The sequence below is a fragment of the Nocardiopsis sp. NPDC101807 genome, from assembly GCF_044766605.1.
In the GTDB taxonomy this organism is placed as follows: Bacteria; Actinomycetota; Actinomycetes; order Streptosporangiales; family Streptosporangiaceae; genus Nocardiopsis; species Nocardiopsis tropica.
This window is the reverse complement of sequence record NZ_JBIWMK010000008.1, coordinates 100967-118695: the sequence shown is the minus strand read 5'-3', so window position 1 is coordinate 118695 and position 17729 is coordinate 100967. Positions and strand designations below refer to the sequence as shown.

Genomic DNA, 17729 nt, shown 5'->3' with positions numbered 1-17729 from the left:
CCCTCTCCCCTGCCCTGGTCAGCGCTTCGTTGAACGGTGGAGCGGCCGGGGCTCCGGGGGGAGTGTGCCCTCCTGGAGAGCCCGCATGCCGCGTTTCACGTTCGCGCAAGTCAAGGAAGAGACCTACAAGGCGAAGGACGCCTGGTGGACGGTCTTCCTGGTCGATCCCCTCGCAGGGCGTCTCGTGGTCTGGACCGCGAACCGCACCGGCATCACCCCCAACCAGCTGACGATGGGCGCCGGCGTCCTGGGCCTGCTCTCCGCCCTCTGCTTCGTCGCCCCGGCGTTCGTCGAGGGGACCGGCTGGGGCTGGCTGGTGCTGGGCGGTCTGCTGTTCCACCTCAGCTTCGTGCTGGACTGCATGGACGGCAAGATCGCCCGCCTCAAGGGCAACGGCTCCGTCTTCGGCAGCTGGGTCGACTTCGTGTTCGACCGCATCCGGTTCTTCGGCTGCGTCATGGCGCTCCTCGTCACCCAGTGGGCGGTCACCGGGAACGCCGCCTACCTGATCGTCGCGCCGGTCGTGGTCTTCTTCGACCTGCTGCGCTACCTCAACGGCTCCCAGGTCGCCAAGACCCGCCGGGCCATGCACCAGACCATCGCGGAGCTCTCGGGCGAGACGGGGCCGGGGCAGCCCGCGGCGGGCCTGGGCGACGCGGACCCGGAGGACGACGAGATGGCGGACGCCCCCGCGCGCCCGGACGCCCCGGCCCCGACCGGCTTCTACCCGCGTGTGCGCGACTTCCTGCTCCGGAACAGGGTGCGGCCCCACCTGTTCAGCGGCATCGAGTTCGAGATGTTCCTGTGCGTGGTGGCCCCGATGACCGTCGTGGTCGCCCTGTTCACGCCGCTGAACAGCCTGATCCTCCCGACCGCGGTGTTCTCCGTCCTGGCGCTCGCCTTCTTCGAGGTCGTCCTGGTCCTGCGGCTGTGGAAGGACACGCGCAGGTTCGAGGCCCGCCGCCGCCAGCTGCTCGCCTCCGGCGCCGTCCCGGCGGCCCCCGCGCAGACGACCGCCGGCGGGAGCTGATCCCGGCCGGCTCCGCGCAAGGGGAAGGGGCGGTGCGCTTTCGCGCACCGCCCCTTCTTCGTATCCGATTCCCTGCGTCCCCGTCTTCCCCTCGTGTCCCACGCAGACCCGCGGGCGGCCCGGCCGCCGCGGTCCGGACGCCGTCCGGTCCGGCGGGCGGGGCCCGGGTCAGACCCCGGCGGTCTCCTTCTTCTGCGAATCGCCCGGGCCGCCGTCCTTGCCCGCGCGCTCGCGGTTCTCCGGACGGAGCGTGGAGTCCTTGCGCAGGAACCACGTCAGCTGGGGTTCGACCGCCCACTGCATGCACTTGCGCACCCACGGGGTGCACAGCAGCAGTGTCAGGGCCGCCGCCCCGGCGGCGGTGATCGCCGTGCCCGTCGGCCCGCCCACCACGTCGTACCAGGGCGAGGCCTTGAGCAGGAGCAGGACCACCGAGTGGCCGAGGTAGACGTAGAGGGTGTACGCGCCCAGAGAGGTGAACCAGGTGCGCTGCTTGGGCGTGAGCGCCAGCACCGCGACGGTCATCAGCAGGGCCAGGCCCATGAAGGCGAGCCGGATCCCGAAGCTGGGCAGGAGCGGGTCGATGTCCCGGTCGGTGAGGCTGTCCTTCCAGAAGAGCCAGTCGCGGCTCAGCCGGTCGGAGATGGGCACGGCCAGCACGGCCGTCATGCCGAGCACGAACACGGACAGGATCCGCACCCACAGCCGGTCCAGGAGGGCGAAGTGCTCGCGCCGCAGGCTCAGCCCCAGCACGAAGAAGGGGAGGAAGCTGACGACGCGGCCCATGGAGAGCGTCTCGCCCAGGCTCGCGGTGGCCCCGAACATCGAGACGACGACGGCGATGAGCACGGGCCAGCGCAGCTGCTTCCAGACCGGCACGCTCAGGCGCCAGAGGAAGAGCGCGACCAGGAACCACAGGGTCCAGGTCGGCTTGAGCACCGAGGCCGCGTCGGGAAGGCCGCCGCGCTCGAAGAAGTAGATGGTCTGGTGGATCGTCCAGAAGATGAGGTACGGGACGGCCACCGTCAGGACCAGCTTCTCCACGCGGTTCGACGAGGCGTCGAAGGACCGCGACAGGTACCCGCTGATCATGATGAACGCGGGCATGTGGAAGAAGTAGATCCAGTAGTACAGGGCACCGGTGGGCCCGTGGTCCCTCAGGGGCTCGATCGCGTGGCCGACGACGACCAGCGCGATGAGGATGAACTTGGCGTTGTCCAGCCGGGCGTCGCGCCCCGGTGCCTGGACGGTGTCGGGGGAGGGACCCCCGGTGGTCGCGCCCTGCCCGGGTTCCGGAGGGCGGGAGGCCGGACTGGTCATGGATGAGGCCACGAGTGGACTCCGTAGATCACTGTTTTCTCGGGCGGGTTCGTGGTCCGACGGACCCCGTGGAAGGGGTCTGGGCCGACCTCTGGGGCCGGGGCTCGGATGAGAGGGTGCCGCTGGCGCGCGAGGGGAGGCACCGGAAGGTCGGATGAATCAGCATGTGCTGCGTTACCTTACTGTGATGTTGCAAGGTGCGCCAGCGGTTCTCCCAAATCTGTGGAAAGTTCCCCGGGTCCTTCCGTACGCACGGTGAGGACGGGACGAACGAGACATACGTAATGTGATCGGCTCGGGCGGGGATGGCTTTCCGTGTGCAGACCCTAACCCATCTGCAGGACCGTGGCGGACGCTGGGTGAACGTGTCGGTGTGTGGCCGTGACGACCGCGCCGCTAGGCTGAGCCGTCAGGCAGTGCCCGTCCAGTCGAGATACGGAAGAAGGCGGTGGAAACCGTGCCGCACGCGGTGGACCCCGACCGTGCAGCCCAGCACGGGAGCGTGGTCATGCGACTCCTCGACGAGCTCTTCCCGCTCGTGGAGGGGTTCTACGTCGATCTGCACAAGAACCCGGAGCTCTCCCACGCCGAGCAGCGGACGGCCAGCGGTGTCGCGGAGTGGCTCACCCGGACCGGATACGAGGTCCACAAGGGGATCGGCGGCACCGGTGTCGTGGGCATCCTCCGCAACGGCCCCGGACCCACGGTGATGCTCCGCGCCGACATGGACGCGCTCCCCCTGGAGGAGAAGACCGGCCTCCCGTACGCGAGCACGACCCGCGCCCCCGACGCGGACGGCGTCGAGGTCCCCGTCATGCACGCCTGCGGACACGACGCCCACACCGCCTGCCTCGTGGGAGCGGCCGACCTCCTCTCCGAGACCCGCGACGAGTGGGCCGGCACCGTCATGATCGTCGCCCAGCCCGCCGAGGAGACCCTCGACGGCGCCCAGGCGATGCTCGCCGACGGCCTCTACGACCGCTTCGGCCGCCCCGACGTCATCCTCGGCCAGCACCTCGGCCCGCAGCCCGCCGGACTCATCTCCCACCGCGCCGGGATCATCCTGGGCGCCTCGCGCGCCTACCGGGTGCGCGTGCACGGCGAGGGCGGCCACGCCTCCCAGCCGCACACCACCGTCGACCCGGTGGTCATCGCCGCGAACATCGTCACCCGCCTCCAGGGCGTGGTCTCCCGGGAGATCAGCCCGAGCGAGATGGCGGTCCTGACCGTCGGCAGGATCCAGGCCGGGACGAAGGCCAACATCATCCCCGACGAGGCCTACCTGGAGATCAACACCCGGGCCCTCAACGACAACGTCGCGGACCAGCTGGAGTCCGCCATCGAGCGGATCGTGCGCGCCGAGGCCGCGGCGTCCGGGGCCAACCGCGAGCCCGACATCGAGATGTTCGTCTCCTGCGGCGTCACCCGCAACGACGCCGCCTGCTCGGCGGAGGTGGCCGCGGCCCACCACGCCTACTTCGGCGAGGACTACGTGATCCACCTGCCGGACCCCTCGCCCGGCACGGAGGACTTCAACTACTTCGGCCTCCCCGGCGACCCCCAGCCCATCCCGTACGTGTTCTGGTTCGTCGGCGCCACGCCCCACGACGTGTGGGAGGCGGCTCCCGGCGACACCCCGTACGAGAAGATGGGCAACGTCCCCAGCAACCACTCGCCGTTCTTCGCGCCCGCGCGCGAACCCACCCTGCGCGCGGGGCTCGCGGCGATCACCGTCGCCGCCCTGTCCTACCTGGGCGCCGACGGGGCGCGGGACCGGGCCGCCTCGGCCCCGGCCGGCGCGTCCTTCCCGGGACCGGCCCCCGACGCGGTCCACGAGCAGCGCGCGGTCGCCGACGACCCGGTCGACCCGTTCGGCGGCGCCCCCGCCCGGGGCGAGACCGCCCCGCAGCAGGCGGACCCGTTCTCCGACCCCCTGTCCGACCCGTTCGGCCCGCCGCAGGGCCGGCCCGCGCCCGGGGGCCGCCCGTCCCAGGCGGGTCCGCCCGAGCCCAACGACGCCTACGACAGCGCGTTCCTGGCCTCCTCCTGGCCCGACCCCGCGGAGGACCCGGCCAAGTCCACCCACGACGCCGACATGGACGCCGTGATGGGGGCGCAGGACGACGAGCTGCGCGACGAGTGGCGCAGCGAGAAGGCCGAGGAGTCCACCCTGTCGACGGACATGGCCTCGATCCTCGACGACGACGGCGTCCCGCAGGGCCCGCCACAGGGACCGCCCGCGGGGCCGTCCTACGGCGGTCCGCCGCCCCGGGGCAGCGCCCACCACGCTCCGCCGCCCCCCGGGCCCGACGACGACCTGCCCGACGCCGAGTACCGTCTCTGACGGCGGATGGGGCACGGCCCCTGGCGGTGGGCCGACCGCCGCCTGCGCGGGTCCCTGCGCCACCCCCGGGAGATCCCCGTCCTCGTGGCCTGTGTCGCGGTGACCGTGTTCGCCGTGGTGGGCGCGGTCAGCCGTGCCTACTCCGGCGACCCGAACGAACCGCTGCTCCTGCTCAGCCTGCCCGCGCTCGTGTACTTCGTGCGCGGGCAGCTGTACGCCAGGCAGAGGGTCAACGGGGTGCGCATCACCGAGGACCAGTTCCCCGAGGCGTACCGGATGGTCGCCGAGGCCGCCGCCGCGTTCCGTATGCCGCAGGCGCCCGAGGCCTACGTCGTGCTCGGCAACGGCGTGATCAACGCGTACGCCTCCGGGCACGGGTTCCGCCGCTACGTGGCGATCAACAGCGACCTGTTCGAGGTGGGCGGGCGCCTCGCCGACCCCGACGCCCTGCGGTTCGTGATCGGGCACGAGGTGGGGCACATCGCGGCGGGCCACACGTCGTTCTGGCGGCACTTCGGCGTCTCGGTGGCGAACGTGATCCCCGGCGTCGGCAGCTCCCTGGGACGCGCCCAGGAGTACACGGCGGACAACCACGCCTACGAGTTCTGCCCCGAGGGCATGCAGGGGCTGAGGGCCCTCGCGGTGGGCAAGTACCTGTACCCGTCGGTGGACTTCGACGACATCGCCGCGCGGGCGCGGACCGACACGGGGTTCTTCGTGCTCCTGGTCAACCTCCTGTCCAGCCACCCGGTGAACACGTTCCGGTTCGCGGCGCTCGCCGACCGCAGCCGCCCGGGGCGCGTCTTCTAGGCGCCGTGCCGCGGCCCGCCCCCGAGGGGCCTCGGCCCCGGCCGCGCCCCGCGGGGAGCCGGTCCGGTCCCGTGCGGCGGCGCGGGCGCCCGCCCGTCCCCGGGAGGGGCGCCGCGTGTCAGCCCCGGCCGGCCCGGGACAGCCTCGCCGCCGCCTGCGGCGGCAGCGGCTCGTGGCGCAGGTACTCCCGGGTGAACACCCCCGTGCCGTGCGAGACCGACCTCAGCTCCACCGCGTACCGGGTGATCTCCAGTTCCGGGACCTCCGCCCGCACCACCGCCCTGCCGCCCGCCGCCGTCCCGGTGCCGACCACCCTGCCCCGTCGGGCCGACAGGTCGCTCAGGACCGGGCCCAGGTAGGAGTCGTCCACCTCCACCGCCACGTCGGACACGGGCTCCAGCACCGCCAGCCGGCCGGCCGCGGCGGCGTCCCTGAGCGCCAGGCGCCCCGCCTTCTGGAAGGCCGCGTCCGAGGAGTCCACCGGGTGCGCCTTGCCGTCGTACAGCGTCACCCGGATGTCCACCAGCGGATGGCCGGAGTCCATGCCGTCCGCCATCTGGGCGCGGACGCCCTTCTCCACCGACGGCACGAACTGCCGGGGCACCACGCCGCCGACGGTCTCGTCCACGAACTCCAGGCCCGAGCCCGGGGCCAGCGGCTCCACCCGGATCCGGCAGACGCCGAACTCGCCGTGCCCGCCGCTCTGCTTCACGTTGCGGCCCAGTCCCCGGGCCGGGACCGCGAAGGTCTCCCGCAGGGGGACCCGCACCCCACCGGTCTCCACCCGGACCCCGTGCCGGTGCTCCAGCCGGTCGAGGGCGGCGTCGAGGTGCGCCTCGCCCAGGCTCCACAGCACCATCTGGTGGGTCTCCGGGTTCACCTCGACCCGCAGCGACGGGTCCTCCGCCACCAGCCGCGCCACCGCCTGCGAGAGCTTGTCCTCGTCGGCGGCGGACGCGGCGGCCAGCGACACCGGCAGCAGCGGCTGCGGGAACCGCCACGGCGACACCCGCAGCGGGCGGTCGGGGTCGGAGAGCGTGTCGCCGGTGCGCGCGTCCGGAAGCCTCGCCACCGTGCACAGGTCCCCGGCCACGGCCCGTCCGACGGGGCGGCTCTCCCGCCCCAGCGGGACCGCCAGGGCGCCCGCGCGCTCGTCGTGGCCGACCCGGTCCAGCTCGACCGTGCCGGTGAGCCCGCAGGGGACCCCGTGGCCGTGCAGGTGGACGGCGGAGTCGGGGGTCAGAGTCCCCGAGAACACGCGTACCAGGCTCACCCTGCCCACGTACGGGTCTCCCTCCGTGCTGAGGACCTCCGCGACGAGCGGGCCGTCCGGGTCGCAGGACAGGCCGGGCACGGGCCTCCCCTCCGGGGTCGCCACCGACGGGAACGGGCGCCGCGTGGGGTCCGGGCACGACAGCGGCAGCTCGCGCAGCAGCTCCCGCACGCCCACGCCCGTGGTGGTGCTGAGGGCCAGGACCGGGTGGAAGCCGCCCGCGGCGACCGCCTTCTGGAGGTCCGCGACGAGCAGGTCCGGGTCGAGTTCGCCGCCCTCCACGTAGCGGTCCATGAGGACCTCGTCCCCGCTCTCGGTGATCACCTCCTCGATCAGGGCCTCCCGGAGCGGTCCCGCGGCCTCCTGGACCCGGTCCGGGGCGGGGGACGGCCCCGCCCCGCCCTCGGCCCCGCTCCCCGCCGTGGAGCCCGAGCAGTCGTGGTAGCGCTCGGAGACGAGCCCCCAGAGGCCGACCACGCGGCGGTCGTCCCCGCTCCCCTCGAAGGCCGGGAGGTAGGCGGGGAGGACGCCGGGGCCGAAGGACTCCCGGCACCGGGCGACCACGTCGTCGTAGTCCGCGCGGGGGTGGTCGATCCTGGTGACGGCCACGGCCCGGGGCATGCCGATCGCGGCGCACTCCTCCCAGAGCACGCGCGTGCGGCCGTCCACGCCGTCCAGGGCGGAGACGACGAACAGGGCGGCGTCCGCGCCGCGCAGCCCCGCGCGCATCGCGCCGAGGAAGTCCGCGTACCCGGGGGTGTCCAGCAGGTTCACCTTGACCCCGTCGACCGTCACCGGGTTGAGCGTCAGGTGGACCGACCTCTTCTGGCGGACCTCGACGCCGTCGTGGTCGCTCGCCGTCGTCCCCTCCTCCACGCTGCCGGGGCGGCCGATCTCCCCCGCGGCGACGAGCAGCGCCTCGACCAGGCTCGTCTTCCCGGCGCCGGGCGGACCGACCAGCGCGATGTTGCGGATGTCCTGGGGCCTGTCGGCCCCCGGCACGTGTACGGCTCGGTCTGCCATCCCTGCTGCCCAGCCCTTCGGGGTCCGTGGGGCGGTGGTCACGACGGGCCGGACGCCACCGTCCGGAAGGTGACCAGTGACACTTCTACCGTCACCCTTCGCGGGCTCAACGGCAAGGGGGCGGCGGCTTCGGAATCCGGCATGTGCACTATCACGTGTTTCGGACCCCTACTATTGCCCCGTGCCTTGGTCGGAGACTCTTCCTCACTTCAGTTTCGCCGGGACCGTCCTCACGGTCCTGCTGCTCCTCTTTGCGGCGGTCGGCGAGCCCCTCCTCGGCAGGAAGGCCTTCACGTGGCTTTCCGGCAGGCGGGGCGGTGACGTGCGCGCGCTGACACGGGTGCACGCCGTCACCATGGCGGTCCACGTCCTCTGGGGCCTGGTCGTCCTCGTCGTCCTGCTGCTCTCGCCGGACCTGCTCCCCTCGGACCTCGGGCTGAGGCTGCCCGACGCCTGGGGGCCGGTCGTGGGCGGGGCGGTCGGGGGCCTGGTCGCCCTCGCCGCGATGTGGGTCCTGGTCAACGGGCTGCCCGTGAACCTTCCGGGGACGGCGGGACGCCCCTCGCGCAGGGGCGGGGGCAGACGGGGCGCGAGCGGCCGGCGGGGACGCGGGAACGGACGCGCGGACCTGGGCGGAGCCGGGGAGGGGACGGCCCCGGGAGACCCGGAGGGGCCCGAGGACGCGGAGCGGCCCGGGCACGGCGCTGCCGCCGAAGCCCCGGGCGAGGGCCGACGGGCCGCCGGTCACCGGGGGCGCAGGGCCGCCGCGGCGCCGATGACCCTCCCCGAGCCGGAGCGCGGGCGCGGTCTCCTCGTACCGCGTACCACTGCGGAGCGGGCGATGGCGGGCGGGGTCGCCGTCACCGGGGGCATGTTCGGCGAACTGCTGTACCGGGGCCTGTTCATCGCCCTGGTCGCGGGCCTGGGGGCGCCGCTGTGGGCGGCGGCCGTGCTGTCGGTCGTCCTCTTCTCCGTCGCGCACCTCTACCAGGGCTGGTGGGGCCTGGTCAGCGCCGGCACCTCGGGAACCCTCTTCACGGTCCTGTACCTGGGCACCGGCAGCATCTGGGTGCCGGTCGTCGTGCACGTGGCGCTCGACCTGCGCTCGCTGGTCTTCCCGCCCCCCGCCGTCCGGGAGGAGGGGGAGCGCCTCCACGAGGACTACGGCGACGACTACGAGGACGCCGGGTACGAGGACGACTACGAGGACGCCGGATACGAGGACGGGTACGACGAGTACGAGGACGGGCCCGCCCCCGGCGACACCGGGGCGATGCCCCCGGTCGGGGACGGGAACCCGGAGCCCTCGGAGCGGCACCGCCGGACCGAGCCCGGCGAGCACGGAGGCGCCCCGCCGCACGGGACCCGCGCCTTCGGGGCGCCTCCGGCTCCGGAGCCCCGGGTGGACGGCTCCGCGCAGGGCGGACCTGGCCACGGTGGTCCGCGGCCTCCCGGTGCGGTGGGAGGCGCTGGTGAGGCTGTTGTGAACAGTGGGTCGTATGGTGACGCTCTGGTCGGGTGGGAGGGCCCGGCGTTCGGTGGGTCCTCCGCGCAGGGTGCTCCGTCCTGGGGCGGTTCCGACCGGGGGAACCCGGTTCCCGGGGGCGTCCCTTCCCGGGGGGTATCCGAGTCGGACGGGTCCGGGTGGGAGGGCCCGGCGTTCGGTGGGTCCTCCGCGCAGGGCGGACCTGGCCACGGTGGTCCGCGGCCTCCCGGTGCGGTGGGAGGCGCTGGCGAGACTGTTGTGAACAGTGGGTCGTATGGTGACGTTCCGGCCGGGTGGGAGGATCCGGCGTTCGGGGGCTCCCCTGCGCAGGGCGCTCCCTCCTGGGGAGATCCGGTCCAGGACGGGCCGCGGCACGGCGGCGACCCGGCCGGACAGGGGTGGAGCGGGCCGTACGGCGGCGGGCCCGCGCACGGAACCCCCGCATGGGGCGGACCCGGTCGGCACGACACCGGGCGGAGCGGTCCGGTCCCCGGTGCGACCCCCTCGCACGGCGCCCCGTCCTGGGGCGAGGCGCCCGGGCACGGCGGACACGGTCCGTCCGCGGCCGACCCCTACGGCCGGGGCCCCGGCCCCCACGGCGGCCCGGGCGGGGCCCACGGCCGCGCCCCGGAGACCCCGGAGCGCGGCGGCCGACACCTGTACCCCGACGAGTGGATCGAGCACAGGTACGGCGACGGCGGCCCCAACCAGGGGCCGGGCGCCGGCCCCCTGACCTGATCGGGCACGATGGAGGGGTGTCCGATGCCATTGACGCCCCCGTCGACCGTCCCCGCGAGAGCCGGTTCCGGCTGACCACGGAGGACGGGGTGGGGATCGACGCCGTGCTCCTGCACGGCACCGGGTCCCGCACCGCGGCGGTGGTCCTCGCCAACGGGTTCACCGGTACCCACCGGAGCCCCTACACGCGCGCCATCGCGGAGGCGTTCCTCCCCGTCGGCGACGTGATGACCTTCGACTTCCGCGGCCACCACGGCTCCGGCGGGCGCAGCACCGTCGGCAACGAGGAGATCCACGACCTGGAGGCGGTCGTCGCCCGCCTGCGGGAGCTCGGCTACACGTCCGTCGCGGCCGTCGGGTTCTCCATGGGCGCCGCCGTCGTGGTACGCCACGCCGCCATCTACGGCGGGATCGCCGCCGCGGTCTCGGTCAGCGGCCCCAGCCGCTGGTACTACCGGGGCACGCGCAGGATGCGCCTGCTCCACCTCGGGATCGGGCGCGCCGCGGGCCGCCTCTTCCTGCGCAGCTTCCGCAAGGTGCGGGTCATCGACCGGGACTGGGACCCCAGGCCCGCCGAACCCCGCCAGCTCGCCGGGGAGATCTCCCCGACACCGCTCCTGGTCGTGCACGGCGAGGCCGACGACTACTTCCCGGTCTCCCACGCCACCGCCATCCACGACGCGGCCCGCGAGCCCCGCGAGCTGTGGATCGTCCCGGGGATGGGGCACGCCGAGCGCGCCGTCACCCCCGAGCTGGCCGTACGCCTCAGGGACTGGGTCGGCGAGCGGATCGCCCCCGGGGACTGACCCCGCGGGCCCGGCGCGGGCCGCGCCGACCGGTCGGCGACGGCATCGACAGGCGTCTGCCCGTGCACTACAAAGGACGGATGATCCGATCTGGTTCGTCCTCCTCCGGGAACGGGTCGACATCCGCGGAGTTCACCACCGCCGACCTGCCCGGCCTCCGGGGCAGGGGTTTCGCGCTGCTCATCGCGGCCACGGCCTTCGCCCTCTGCGGGTTCGCGGCGGTCCTCCCCCTCGTGCCCCTGTGGGCCACGCGCGGTGGAGCGGGCGAGTTCGGGGCCGGGAGCACCACCGGCGCCTTCATGCTGACGACGGTGCTCACCCAGCTCGCCATGCCCTGGTTGCTGGAGCGGGGCGGCTACCGCTGGGCGTTCCCCGTGGGGGCCCTGGTCATGGGCCTGCCGACCCCGCTGTTCGCGCTGACCGCGGACCTGGGCCCGCTCATCGCCGTCTCGGCGGTGCGCGGCGTCGGCTTCGGCATGGTCAGCGTCGCGGGCACCGCGCTCGCCGCTCGGCTGGTCCCGCACAGCCAGGTCGGGCGGGCCACCGGCTACTACGGGCTCGCGGTCGGCCTGCCGCAGGTGCTCATCCTGCCGGGCGGTGTGGCCCTCGCCCTCAACGCGGGCTTCGCCACCGCGTTCTGGATCACCGGCCTGTGCTCGGTGGCGGGGGCGCTGCTGGCCTGGGGCGTCTGGTTCGCCGACGGCGGCCGGAACCGGGCGGCGCTGCGGAGCCCCGCGCGGGCCGCCTCGGCCACGGCGGACGCGCCCTCGGGGCTGCCGCTCCTGCTGGCGCTCGCCGCCCCGCTGGTCCTGATGCTGCTGACCGCCTCCGCGGCCAGCGCGGTGATCACCTTCCTGGCGATCCCGTTCGAGCAGGCCGCGTGGCTGGTCGGCGGGGCCCTGGCCGCCTACGCCCTGGCGGTCGTCGCGGGCCGGTGGACCGCCGGGATGCTGCACGACCTCCACCGGCGCACCCTCCTGCTGCTGCCGGGCACCGCGGGCGCGGCCCTCGGCATGGCCCTGGTCACCGCGGCGCTGTGGTCGCACGGCGACGGAGGGGCGGGGCTGGGCGCCGGGACGGTGCTGCTGGTGCTCGTGGGGGCCATGGTGTTCGGGCTCGGCTTCGGCGCCGTCCAGAACGAGACCGTCACCCTCATGCTGAACCGCGCCGGCCCGTCCGGCTACGGTCGGGCCAGCGCGGTGTGGAACATCGGCTACGACGCGGGAGCGGGAGCGGGGGCGATGCTCCTGGGGCTGCTGATCCAGCTGTTGGGCTACGTCCCCGCGTTCGCGCTGACGGCGGTGGCGCTCCTGGCGGCCGTCCCGTTCGCGTTCACGCGCCGCGGTTCGCCCACCGCCGCCCGACGGGACGCGCCGGGTCCGAGGGGCTCGGCGCCGTAGCCGTCGGCGGGCGGGCGCCGCCCTGGCCGGAACCGCTGGGTTCCGGGTTCGGACCGTGCCCCGCCGGGAGGCCGGTCCGCCGCTAGTACGACGAGATGTGCACGTGGTCGTAGTGGTTCTGGGTGTTGTCGCCCCGGTCGCTCATCCAGGTCCACGAACCTGCCTGCCAGATCTGCTGCTCCCAGATGATGTACTTGACGCCCAGCCTGTCGGCGTTGTCGATCGCGTACTGGGAGATCTGGGCGCCCAGAGCCTGGTTCTCCGCCGAGGGGATCGCGCCCCCGGCGCTCATCATGAAGTCGCAGGCCTGGCCCACGCCGTGGTCGTCCGCGCTGGAGCGCAGGCAGCCCACCGGGTAGGGGGCGCCGAACCGCATGACGATCTCGTCGCGGATGGCGGCCATGCGCGGGGTCGCCCCGCTCCAGCCCCAGCCCATCGCGCTGTCGGGGATGCTGCCGGTGCCCGGGGTCTCGGGGACCTGCTCCTCCTCGTACTCGGCGATGCGCTGCTCGACGTCCTCGCGCTGCGCCTCCAGGTCCTCGATGAGCTCCTCGGCGTCCGCCATCTCCGTCCGGAGGCCCTCGGCGACCTCCGCCGCCTCGTCGCGGGTGTCGATCAGCTCGGAGATCTGCTCCGACTGGCTCTGACCCAGGTAGGACAGGGTCGCGGCGTCGTTGAACATCTCCTCCGGGTCGCTGGAGAACATGGCGTGGAGGGCGGGGTCGAGGCCGGTCTCGTTCTTGTACTGGGCGGAGGCGATGGTCGACACACCCGCCCGCGACGCGTCCAGGCGGGACTCGACCTCCTCCAGGTCCTCCTCGGCCTGCTCGACGCGCCCCTTGATCTCGGTGAACTGGATCAGTTCGCCGTCGTAGCTCTCCTCCAGCTCCTCGGCCCGCTGGGTCAGCTCGTCGATGTCCACCTCGTCGTCGCCGGGCTCGGCCTGCGCGGTGCCGGGCAGGCCGATGAGGAGCGCCGTCGTGACGGCGGCGAGGGACATGGCGGCACGGGTGCCGCGCGGATTGCGGGGAGGAGTGGTCGTCATGTGTGCTCCGAGGGCGGTCCGGGTGCGTCCGGCGGGCCGACGGCGCGGTGCGGGGGCGCCGTGGGGTGCGGGATGCTCAGCAGACCTTACGAGATCGTGGCGTGACGTGCCTAGTGCGTTGACTCACGTGACTGCGGGGGGTAGGGGGATGTGTCCGAAGATACCCGGCGCGGGGGACCGGACCGGCACCCCCGGCCGGTCCGGACCGCACGGCGGGGCGGCGGCCTCAGCCCACTCCGCCGAAGGCGCTGGGGAGCCGGGGGCCGACGGGCGCCGGGGGGCCGTCCGGGGAGGCGGGCATGAACCAGTCGGAGCGGCGGATGTCACGCATCGCGCGCTTGCGGGTCTCGGGGTCGAGGCGCTCGACGTAGACCATGCCGTCGAGGTGGTCGGTCTCGTGCTGGAGGCAGCGGGCCATCAGCCCGGAGCCCTCCACGGTGACCGGCTCGTTGCGCAGGTCCACCCCGGTCACGACGGCGCGCTCGGCCCGCCTGGTCGGGTACCAGAGCCGGGGGACGGACAGGCAGCCCTCCTCGCCGTCCTGGACCTCCTCCGAGAGCTCCGCGATCTCGGGGTTGATCACGTAGCCGATCCGGCCCTCCACGTTGTAGCTGAAGACGCGGAGCCCCACCCCGATCTGGGTGGCGGCCAGGCCGGCCCGGCCGGGGGCCTCGACCGTTTCGAGGAGGTCCCGGACCAGCGCCTCGGTGTGCTGGTCGAACCGGGTGACGGGGGTGGTCGGAGTGACGAGGACGGGGTCGCCGAAGCGGACGATGGGGCGCATGGTCATGAATCCCAGATTAGTCGGGCGAGCCGGAAACGGGCCCACCGTCCCCCGGGACCGGGGCGCGAGGGGGAGGGGAGGGCTCAGGCGGCCAGGCCGGGGCGCAGGGAGTCGTCCAGGACCATCTCGATGTAGTCCAGGGCGGCCCGTCGGCGGGCGAGCGCGCTCTCGTACAGTGAGGGCGCGCCGGCGTTGCGGCGCACGCGCAGGCACTCGTTGACGATGTGCTGCCACTTCTCCGGGAAGGCGTGCAGGGCGTAGGCGCCCGCGCCCGACTTGGAGGTGATCTCCCCCGTCTTCAGGGTGAAGTGCAGGCGGCTGACGCTCAGCACGCTCCAGGAGGGCGCCAGGGAACCGAGGACGGCCAGGCCGCGCGGGGTGACCAGGCGGCCGGCCTTCTCGCGCCAGCGGCGCCACTGCTCGTCCAGGGACCCCAGGGACCAGGCGCGCATGCTCTCGGGCTCGTCCCACACGTCCAGTTCGACGGGGTGGGGGCCGCGCACGGTCACGCCGTGCTCGGCGAGGACGTGCCAGTTCACGGGGTTGACGTCGGCGCTCGCGCGCGAGCGGAAGCGGCCGCCGATGACGGAGGGGACCGCTCCGCAGGCGGCGGGGTCGCGGGTCAGGTCGTCCCAGGTGACGTGGATGCCGTTGAACTGGGGGCGGGGGACGGCCGCGCGCGTGCGCGCGTGCGCACCGCGCAGCAGCTCCAGCTCGCGGCCGTCCGGCGCGCTCCCCGTGACGATGACGAAGTCGACGTCGCTCGCGTGCGGGCGGAAGTCGCCGAGGGCGACCGAACCGGTCAGGTAGAGGCCTTCGACCAGGCCGGGGGCCTCCTGGTCCGCGTGGGCGAGGAAGGTCTGGGCCAGCGTCTGCACCCGAGGGTGGACGGCCATGCTCACTCCAGTCTGCACGGTGCGGTGTGGGTCGCGGGCCCGCCGCCGGCGGTGGACCCGGCGGGCGGTGGCCCGTGAGCGGTCCCGGGGCGCGTGGGCCTGCGGGGATATGGTCCGCTCGGTACCAAGTGTGGGTGGGCCCGTGGCCCATGGCAAGTGATCGCACCGGACCGGCGTCCTGTCCCCCCACGTCAGGTGGTGCGCGGCTATGACGCGGTAGGGGAGTGCGCACCCTTGACACACAAGGGTCGCGTGTGGCAGGAGTCGTGGTTCTCGCGATTCCCGGGGGCCGGAACGGCGGCGCCGCGGAAACGACGGCGAAAACGGTTCCGCGTCCGGCGGCGCCTCCGGGGGCACATTCCGCGGCACGTGCATCCGCACCGGGCGAATGCATGGGAAAGTTTTTGCCGGGTATATCTCTACAGAACTTCGGAGTGAAATCGGTTTTCATCCGGAGTGGCAATGGGGGTGTGGTGTCGGACATGTCCGACAGGTCGGAGGGTTTCGGTCCTGTCGTGGCTCTCCGGCCGTCGGTCCTGGTGGGGGATGTCTTACCCGCGGTTCCGCCCGCCGACCCCTCCGTCGGGTGGCCGCGCTGAGGCGCACGCCACTCTCCGGAAAAGTGGACACGTCCCAGCTTTTCCGAGATTGTTATGGTTCACCAAGACTTGTTCAGGCGATAACCATCATAGCCATTGTCTGCTGTTCTCCTCCCTGTAACACGAGAGCACTCACCTGAAACGGTGCCCCTTTACTCTCGGCGGACAACGGTAGATCTCACCGCGATTCAAGGAGCCTTTCATGGTCCCGACGATGGTCCTCGTGGCCGACGACTCACGTGACGCCCACCGGCGTGAGGCCCTGTGCGGCCTGGCCGCGGCGGTGGCCGGGCGGGGAGAGGCGCCGGTCGCCCCCGCCTTCGGCAGTCCGGCCGAGGTCACCGCCGCCATCCGCGCCGTCAGGGGCCCCAAGGTGGTGGTCCCCGCGTTCGTCGCGGGAGGTGACGTCGCCAGCGCCCACCTGCTCTCCAGGCTCGACCTCGGCCGCCTGGGGAACGCCTGCCACACGCCGCCCCTCGGCGCCGTCCCGTCCATCGTCGCCGACCTCGCGGGCCGCCTCGTCGACTCGGGCCACAGGCCCGGCGACGGCGTGGTGCTGGCGGCCGACGGCACGACCGGGACGGAGGAGCGCCAGGTCGTCATGGACGTGGCCCGCATGCTCAGCCGCCGTCTCGGCTCCCCGGTCCAGGTCGGCTACCTGCGCACCTGGGCGCCCTCGGTGTTCGACGCCGTCGACCGGCTGCGCCGGGACGGCCGCGACAACGTCGCCGTCGCGGCGTGGAGGCTCGTCGACGGGCCCGACTTCGAGCTGCTGCGCGGGCTCGACGTCACGGCGCTCACCACCCCGCTGTGGCCCTCGGAACTGGTCGTGGACACGCTCCTGGCCCAGCACCGGGCGGCCAAGGGGCGGCTGGTCTGACCCGGGCGGGGGTCTGCCGGAGGCCGGGAAGCGCACTCACGGGAGGTGACATGGCGACACCGTTCGGTAACGAAGGGGGATCGGAGCGCGGCCGCTCCGTTACCGGGTACGCCGGGACGGGTAGGGACCGGGTGGGCGGGAACTCCCCGCACCCACAACGCGGTACCCGTACCCGTCCGCGGCGGAGCGGAACGGCCCGGGCCCTCAGGAGCCGCGCCCTCCCGCTCGCCATGCGGCCTCCCGCGACCGGCCCGGTCCCGACCGGCGCCCGCGCGGTGCGGGGCGGACGGACCGCCGAGCCGCGACGGGGCTCGACCCCGACAGGCATCGTCGTGAGCGAACCTAAGGTGGATGTATGAACCACGTCACAGCGCAGTTCGTCGACGGACGGCAGCGTCGGCGTCTGGAACGGCGCTTCGGCAGCCACGTGGGCGAGTGGCTGGCAGAGCTTCCCGCGATCGTCGAGAAGCTCGCCGCCGAGTGGCGGCTGACGGTCGAGGGCCCCGCCCCGCGCGGCCGCACGTCCGTGGTGATCCACGTGCGCGACGCCGACGGGTCCGCGGGGGTGCTCAAGCTGTCCCCGGACAGCGGGCTCGCCGTCTCCGAGGCCCGGCTGCTGCGGATGTGGGGGGACTCCGGCCGCGTGCCCCTCGTGTGGGACCTCGACGCGGAGCGGGGGGCCGTCCTGATGGAGCGGGTCGACGGCGTCACGGTCGCCGACAGCGGGACGGTGCCGCGGATGGAGACCGTGGGCGCGCTCATCGCCCAGCTCCACGCCACGGCCGTTCCCCGCGGGGAGATCGACGAGCTCCGTCCGCTGACGTCGCGGGTGCAGTTCGTGTTCGACCTCTGGAACCGCGAGCGCGCCGACGGCCCCGCCGCCGAGGTGGTGCCCGTCTCCGCCATGCACCAGGGCTTCTGCCGGGCGCGGGACCTGGCCAACGGGAACGTCGACGTGGTGCCGGTGCACGGCGACCTGCACCCGGGCAACGTCATCGACGGGGGAGGGCGGGGCCTCGTCGCCGTCGACCCGCGCGCCTGCCTCGGCGACGGCGCGGTCGACGCCGTCGACTGGGCGCTGTGGAGGGCCACCGGCGTGGCCGAGGTGGAGCGCCGTGTGGGCGTGCTCTCCGAGGCCATGGGAGTGGACGCCGACCGGCTGTTCGAGTGGGTGCGCGCCTTCGCCCCCTGCCGGGCGGTCGCCGAGGCCAACCGGGGACATGTCGGCACCGACGAGTTCGACGCGCTCATGGAGCTGGCCGAGGGCGCCGCCGTCACCCGCTGACCCGGCGGGC

Annotated in this window: 13 protein-coding genes; 8 read left to right on the top strand and 5 right to left on the bottom strand. The window is 73.7% G+C overall.

Going from position 1 to position 17729, the window contains the following annotated elements; genetic code table 11:
• Positions 1–85 precede the first annotated feature (85 nt).
• Positions 86–1030, top strand: a complete 945-nt coding sequence (locus tag ACIRPH_RS24025; protein ID WP_402918104.1) for a CDP-alcohol phosphatidyltransferase family protein — start codon at positions 86–88, stop codon at positions 1028–1030.
• 168 nt (positions 1031–1198) lie between these two features.
• Here ACIRPH_RS24025 and ACIRPH_RS24020 read toward each other — a convergent pair whose 3' ends face one another.
• Positions 1199–2350: an acyltransferase family protein gene (locus ACIRPH_RS24020; RefSeq protein WP_402918601.1), complete on the bottom strand. Its 1152-nt coding sequence runs from the start codon at positions 2348–2350 to the stop codon at positions 1199–1201.
• A gap of 448 nt (positions 2351–2798) precedes the next feature.
• On the opposite strand from ACIRPH_RS24020, the gene ACIRPH_RS24015 reads away from it, so the two are divergent.
• Together ACIRPH_RS24015 and ACIRPH_RS24010 are read left to right on the top strand one after the other, a co-directional pair.
• A complete protein-coding gene (locus ACIRPH_RS24015) occupies positions 2799–4694 on the top strand; it encodes an amidohydrolase (protein WP_402918101.1) in 1896 nt (631 codons plus the stop codon).
• 6 nt (positions 4695–4700) lie between these two features.
• Positions 4701–5504 carry a M48 family metallopeptidase gene (locus ACIRPH_RS24010; RefSeq protein WP_402918098.1) on the top strand — a complete coding sequence of 268 codons (804 nt, stop codon included), beginning with the start codon at positions 4701–4703 and terminating at the stop codon, positions 5502–5504.
• 118 nt (positions 5505–5622) lie between these two features.
• Here ACIRPH_RS24010 and ACIRPH_RS24005 read toward each other — a convergent pair whose 3' ends face one another.
• Positions 5623–7800, bottom strand: coding sequence for an elongation factor G-like protein EF-G2 (locus ACIRPH_RS24005; RefSeq protein WP_402918095.1), 2178 nt, complete (start codon positions 7798–7800; stop codon positions 5623–5625).
• 181 nt (positions 7801–7981) lie between these two features.
• On the opposite strand from ACIRPH_RS24005, the gene ACIRPH_RS24000 reads away from it, so the two are divergent.
• From ACIRPH_RS24000 to ACIRPH_RS23990, 3 genes are all read left to right on the top strand, one after another.
• The gene (locus ACIRPH_RS24000) at positions 7982–10024 is read left to right on the top strand and encodes a type II CAAX prenyl endopeptidase Rce1 family protein (RefSeq protein ID WP_402918093.1); all 2043 of its coding nucleotides are present in this window, start codon (positions 7982–7984) and stop codon (positions 10022–10024) included.
• A gap of 17 nt (positions 10025–10041) precedes the next feature.
• A complete protein-coding gene (locus ACIRPH_RS23995) occupies positions 10042–10830 on the top strand; it encodes an alpha/beta hydrolase (protein ID WP_402918090.1) in 789 nt (262 codons plus the stop codon).
• 80 nt (positions 10831–10910) lie between these two features.
• A complete protein-coding gene (locus ACIRPH_RS23990) occupies positions 10911–12230 on the top strand; it encodes an MFS transporter (RefSeq protein ID WP_402918087.1) in 1320 nt (439 codons plus the stop codon).
• Between the two features lie 82 nt (positions 12231–12312).
• Here the strand turns inward: ACIRPH_RS23990 and ACIRPH_RS23985 are convergent, their stop codons facing one another.
• The 3 genes from ACIRPH_RS23985 to ACIRPH_RS23975 all read right to left on the bottom strand — a co-directional run bounded on the left by ACIRPH_RS23985 (position 12313) and on the right by ACIRPH_RS23975 (position 14955).
• Positions 12313–13275 carry a coiled-coil domain-containing protein gene (locus tag ACIRPH_RS23985; protein ID WP_402918084.1) on the bottom strand — a complete coding sequence of 321 codons (963 nt, stop codon included), beginning with the start codon at positions 13273–13275 and terminating at the stop codon, positions 12313–12315.
• A gap of 226 nt (positions 13276–13501) precedes the next feature.
• Positions 13502–14065 (bottom strand): peptide deformylase, encoded by a 564-nt coding sequence (def, locus tag ACIRPH_RS23980; RefSeq protein ID WP_402918081.1) that lies wholly within the window; start codon positions 14063–14065, stop codon positions 13502–13504.
• A gap of 77 nt (positions 14066–14142) precedes the next feature.
• Positions 14143–14955 carry an aminoglycoside adenylyltransferase domain-containing protein gene (locus tag ACIRPH_RS23975; protein ID WP_402918078.1) on the bottom strand — a complete coding sequence of 271 codons (813 nt, stop codon included), beginning with the start codon at positions 14953–14955 and terminating at the stop codon, positions 14143–14145.
• A gap of 801 nt (positions 14956–15756) precedes the next feature.
• On the opposite strand from ACIRPH_RS23975, the gene ACIRPH_RS23970 reads away from it, so the two are divergent.
• On the top strand, positions 15757–16434 hold the full coding sequence (locus ACIRPH_RS23970; protein WP_402918075.1) for a sirohydrochlorin chelatase: 678 nt from the start codon (positions 15757–15759) through the stop codon (positions 16432–16434).
• A gap of 355 nt (positions 16435–16789) precedes the next feature.
• On the top strand, positions 16790–17719 hold the full coding sequence (locus ACIRPH_RS23965; RefSeq protein ID WP_402918072.1) for an aminoglycoside phosphotransferase family protein: 930 nt from the start codon (positions 16790–16792) through the stop codon (positions 17717–17719).
• The last annotated feature ends 10 nt before the right edge of the window (positions 17720–17729 follow it).

Coding starts and splice junctions, on each gene's coding strand:
- ACIRPH_RS24025 (WP_402918104.1), top strand. CDS start 86: ATGCCGCGTTTCACGTTCGCGCAAGTCAAGGAAGAGACCTACAAGGCG.
- ACIRPH_RS24020 (WP_402918601.1), bottom strand. CDS start 2,350: ATGACCAGTCCGGCCTCCCGCCCTCCGGAACCCGGGCAGGGCGCGACC.
- ACIRPH_RS24010 (WP_402918098.1), top strand. CDS start 4,701: ATGGGGCACGGCCCCTGGCGGTGGGCCGACCGCCGCCTGCGCGGGTCC.
- ACIRPH_RS24005 (WP_402918095.1), bottom strand. CDS start 7,800: ATGGCAGACCGAGCCGTACACGTGCCGGGGGCCGACAGGCCCCAGGAC.
- ACIRPH_RS23990 (WP_402918087.1), top strand. CDS start 10,911: ATGATCCGATCTGGTTCGTCCTCCTCCGGGAACGGGTCGACATCCGCG.
- ACIRPH_RS23985 (WP_402918084.1), bottom strand. CDS start 13,275: ATGACGACCACTCCTCCCCGCAATCCGCGCGGCACCCGTGCCGCCATG.
- def (WP_402918081.1), bottom strand. CDS start 14,065: ATGACCATGCGCCCCATCGTCCGCTTCGGCGACCCCGTCCTCGTCACT.
- ACIRPH_RS23975 (WP_402918078.1), bottom strand. CDS start 14,955: ATGGCCGTCCACCCTCGGGTGCAGACGCTGGCCCAGACCTTCCTCGCC.
- ACIRPH_RS23970 (WP_402918075.1), top strand. CDS start 15,757: ATGGTCCCGACGATGGTCCTCGTGGCCGACGACTCACGTGACGCCCAC.
- ACIRPH_RS23965 (WP_402918072.1), top strand. CDS start 16,790: ATGAACCACGTCACAGCGCAGTTCGTCGACGGACGGCAGCGTCGGCGT.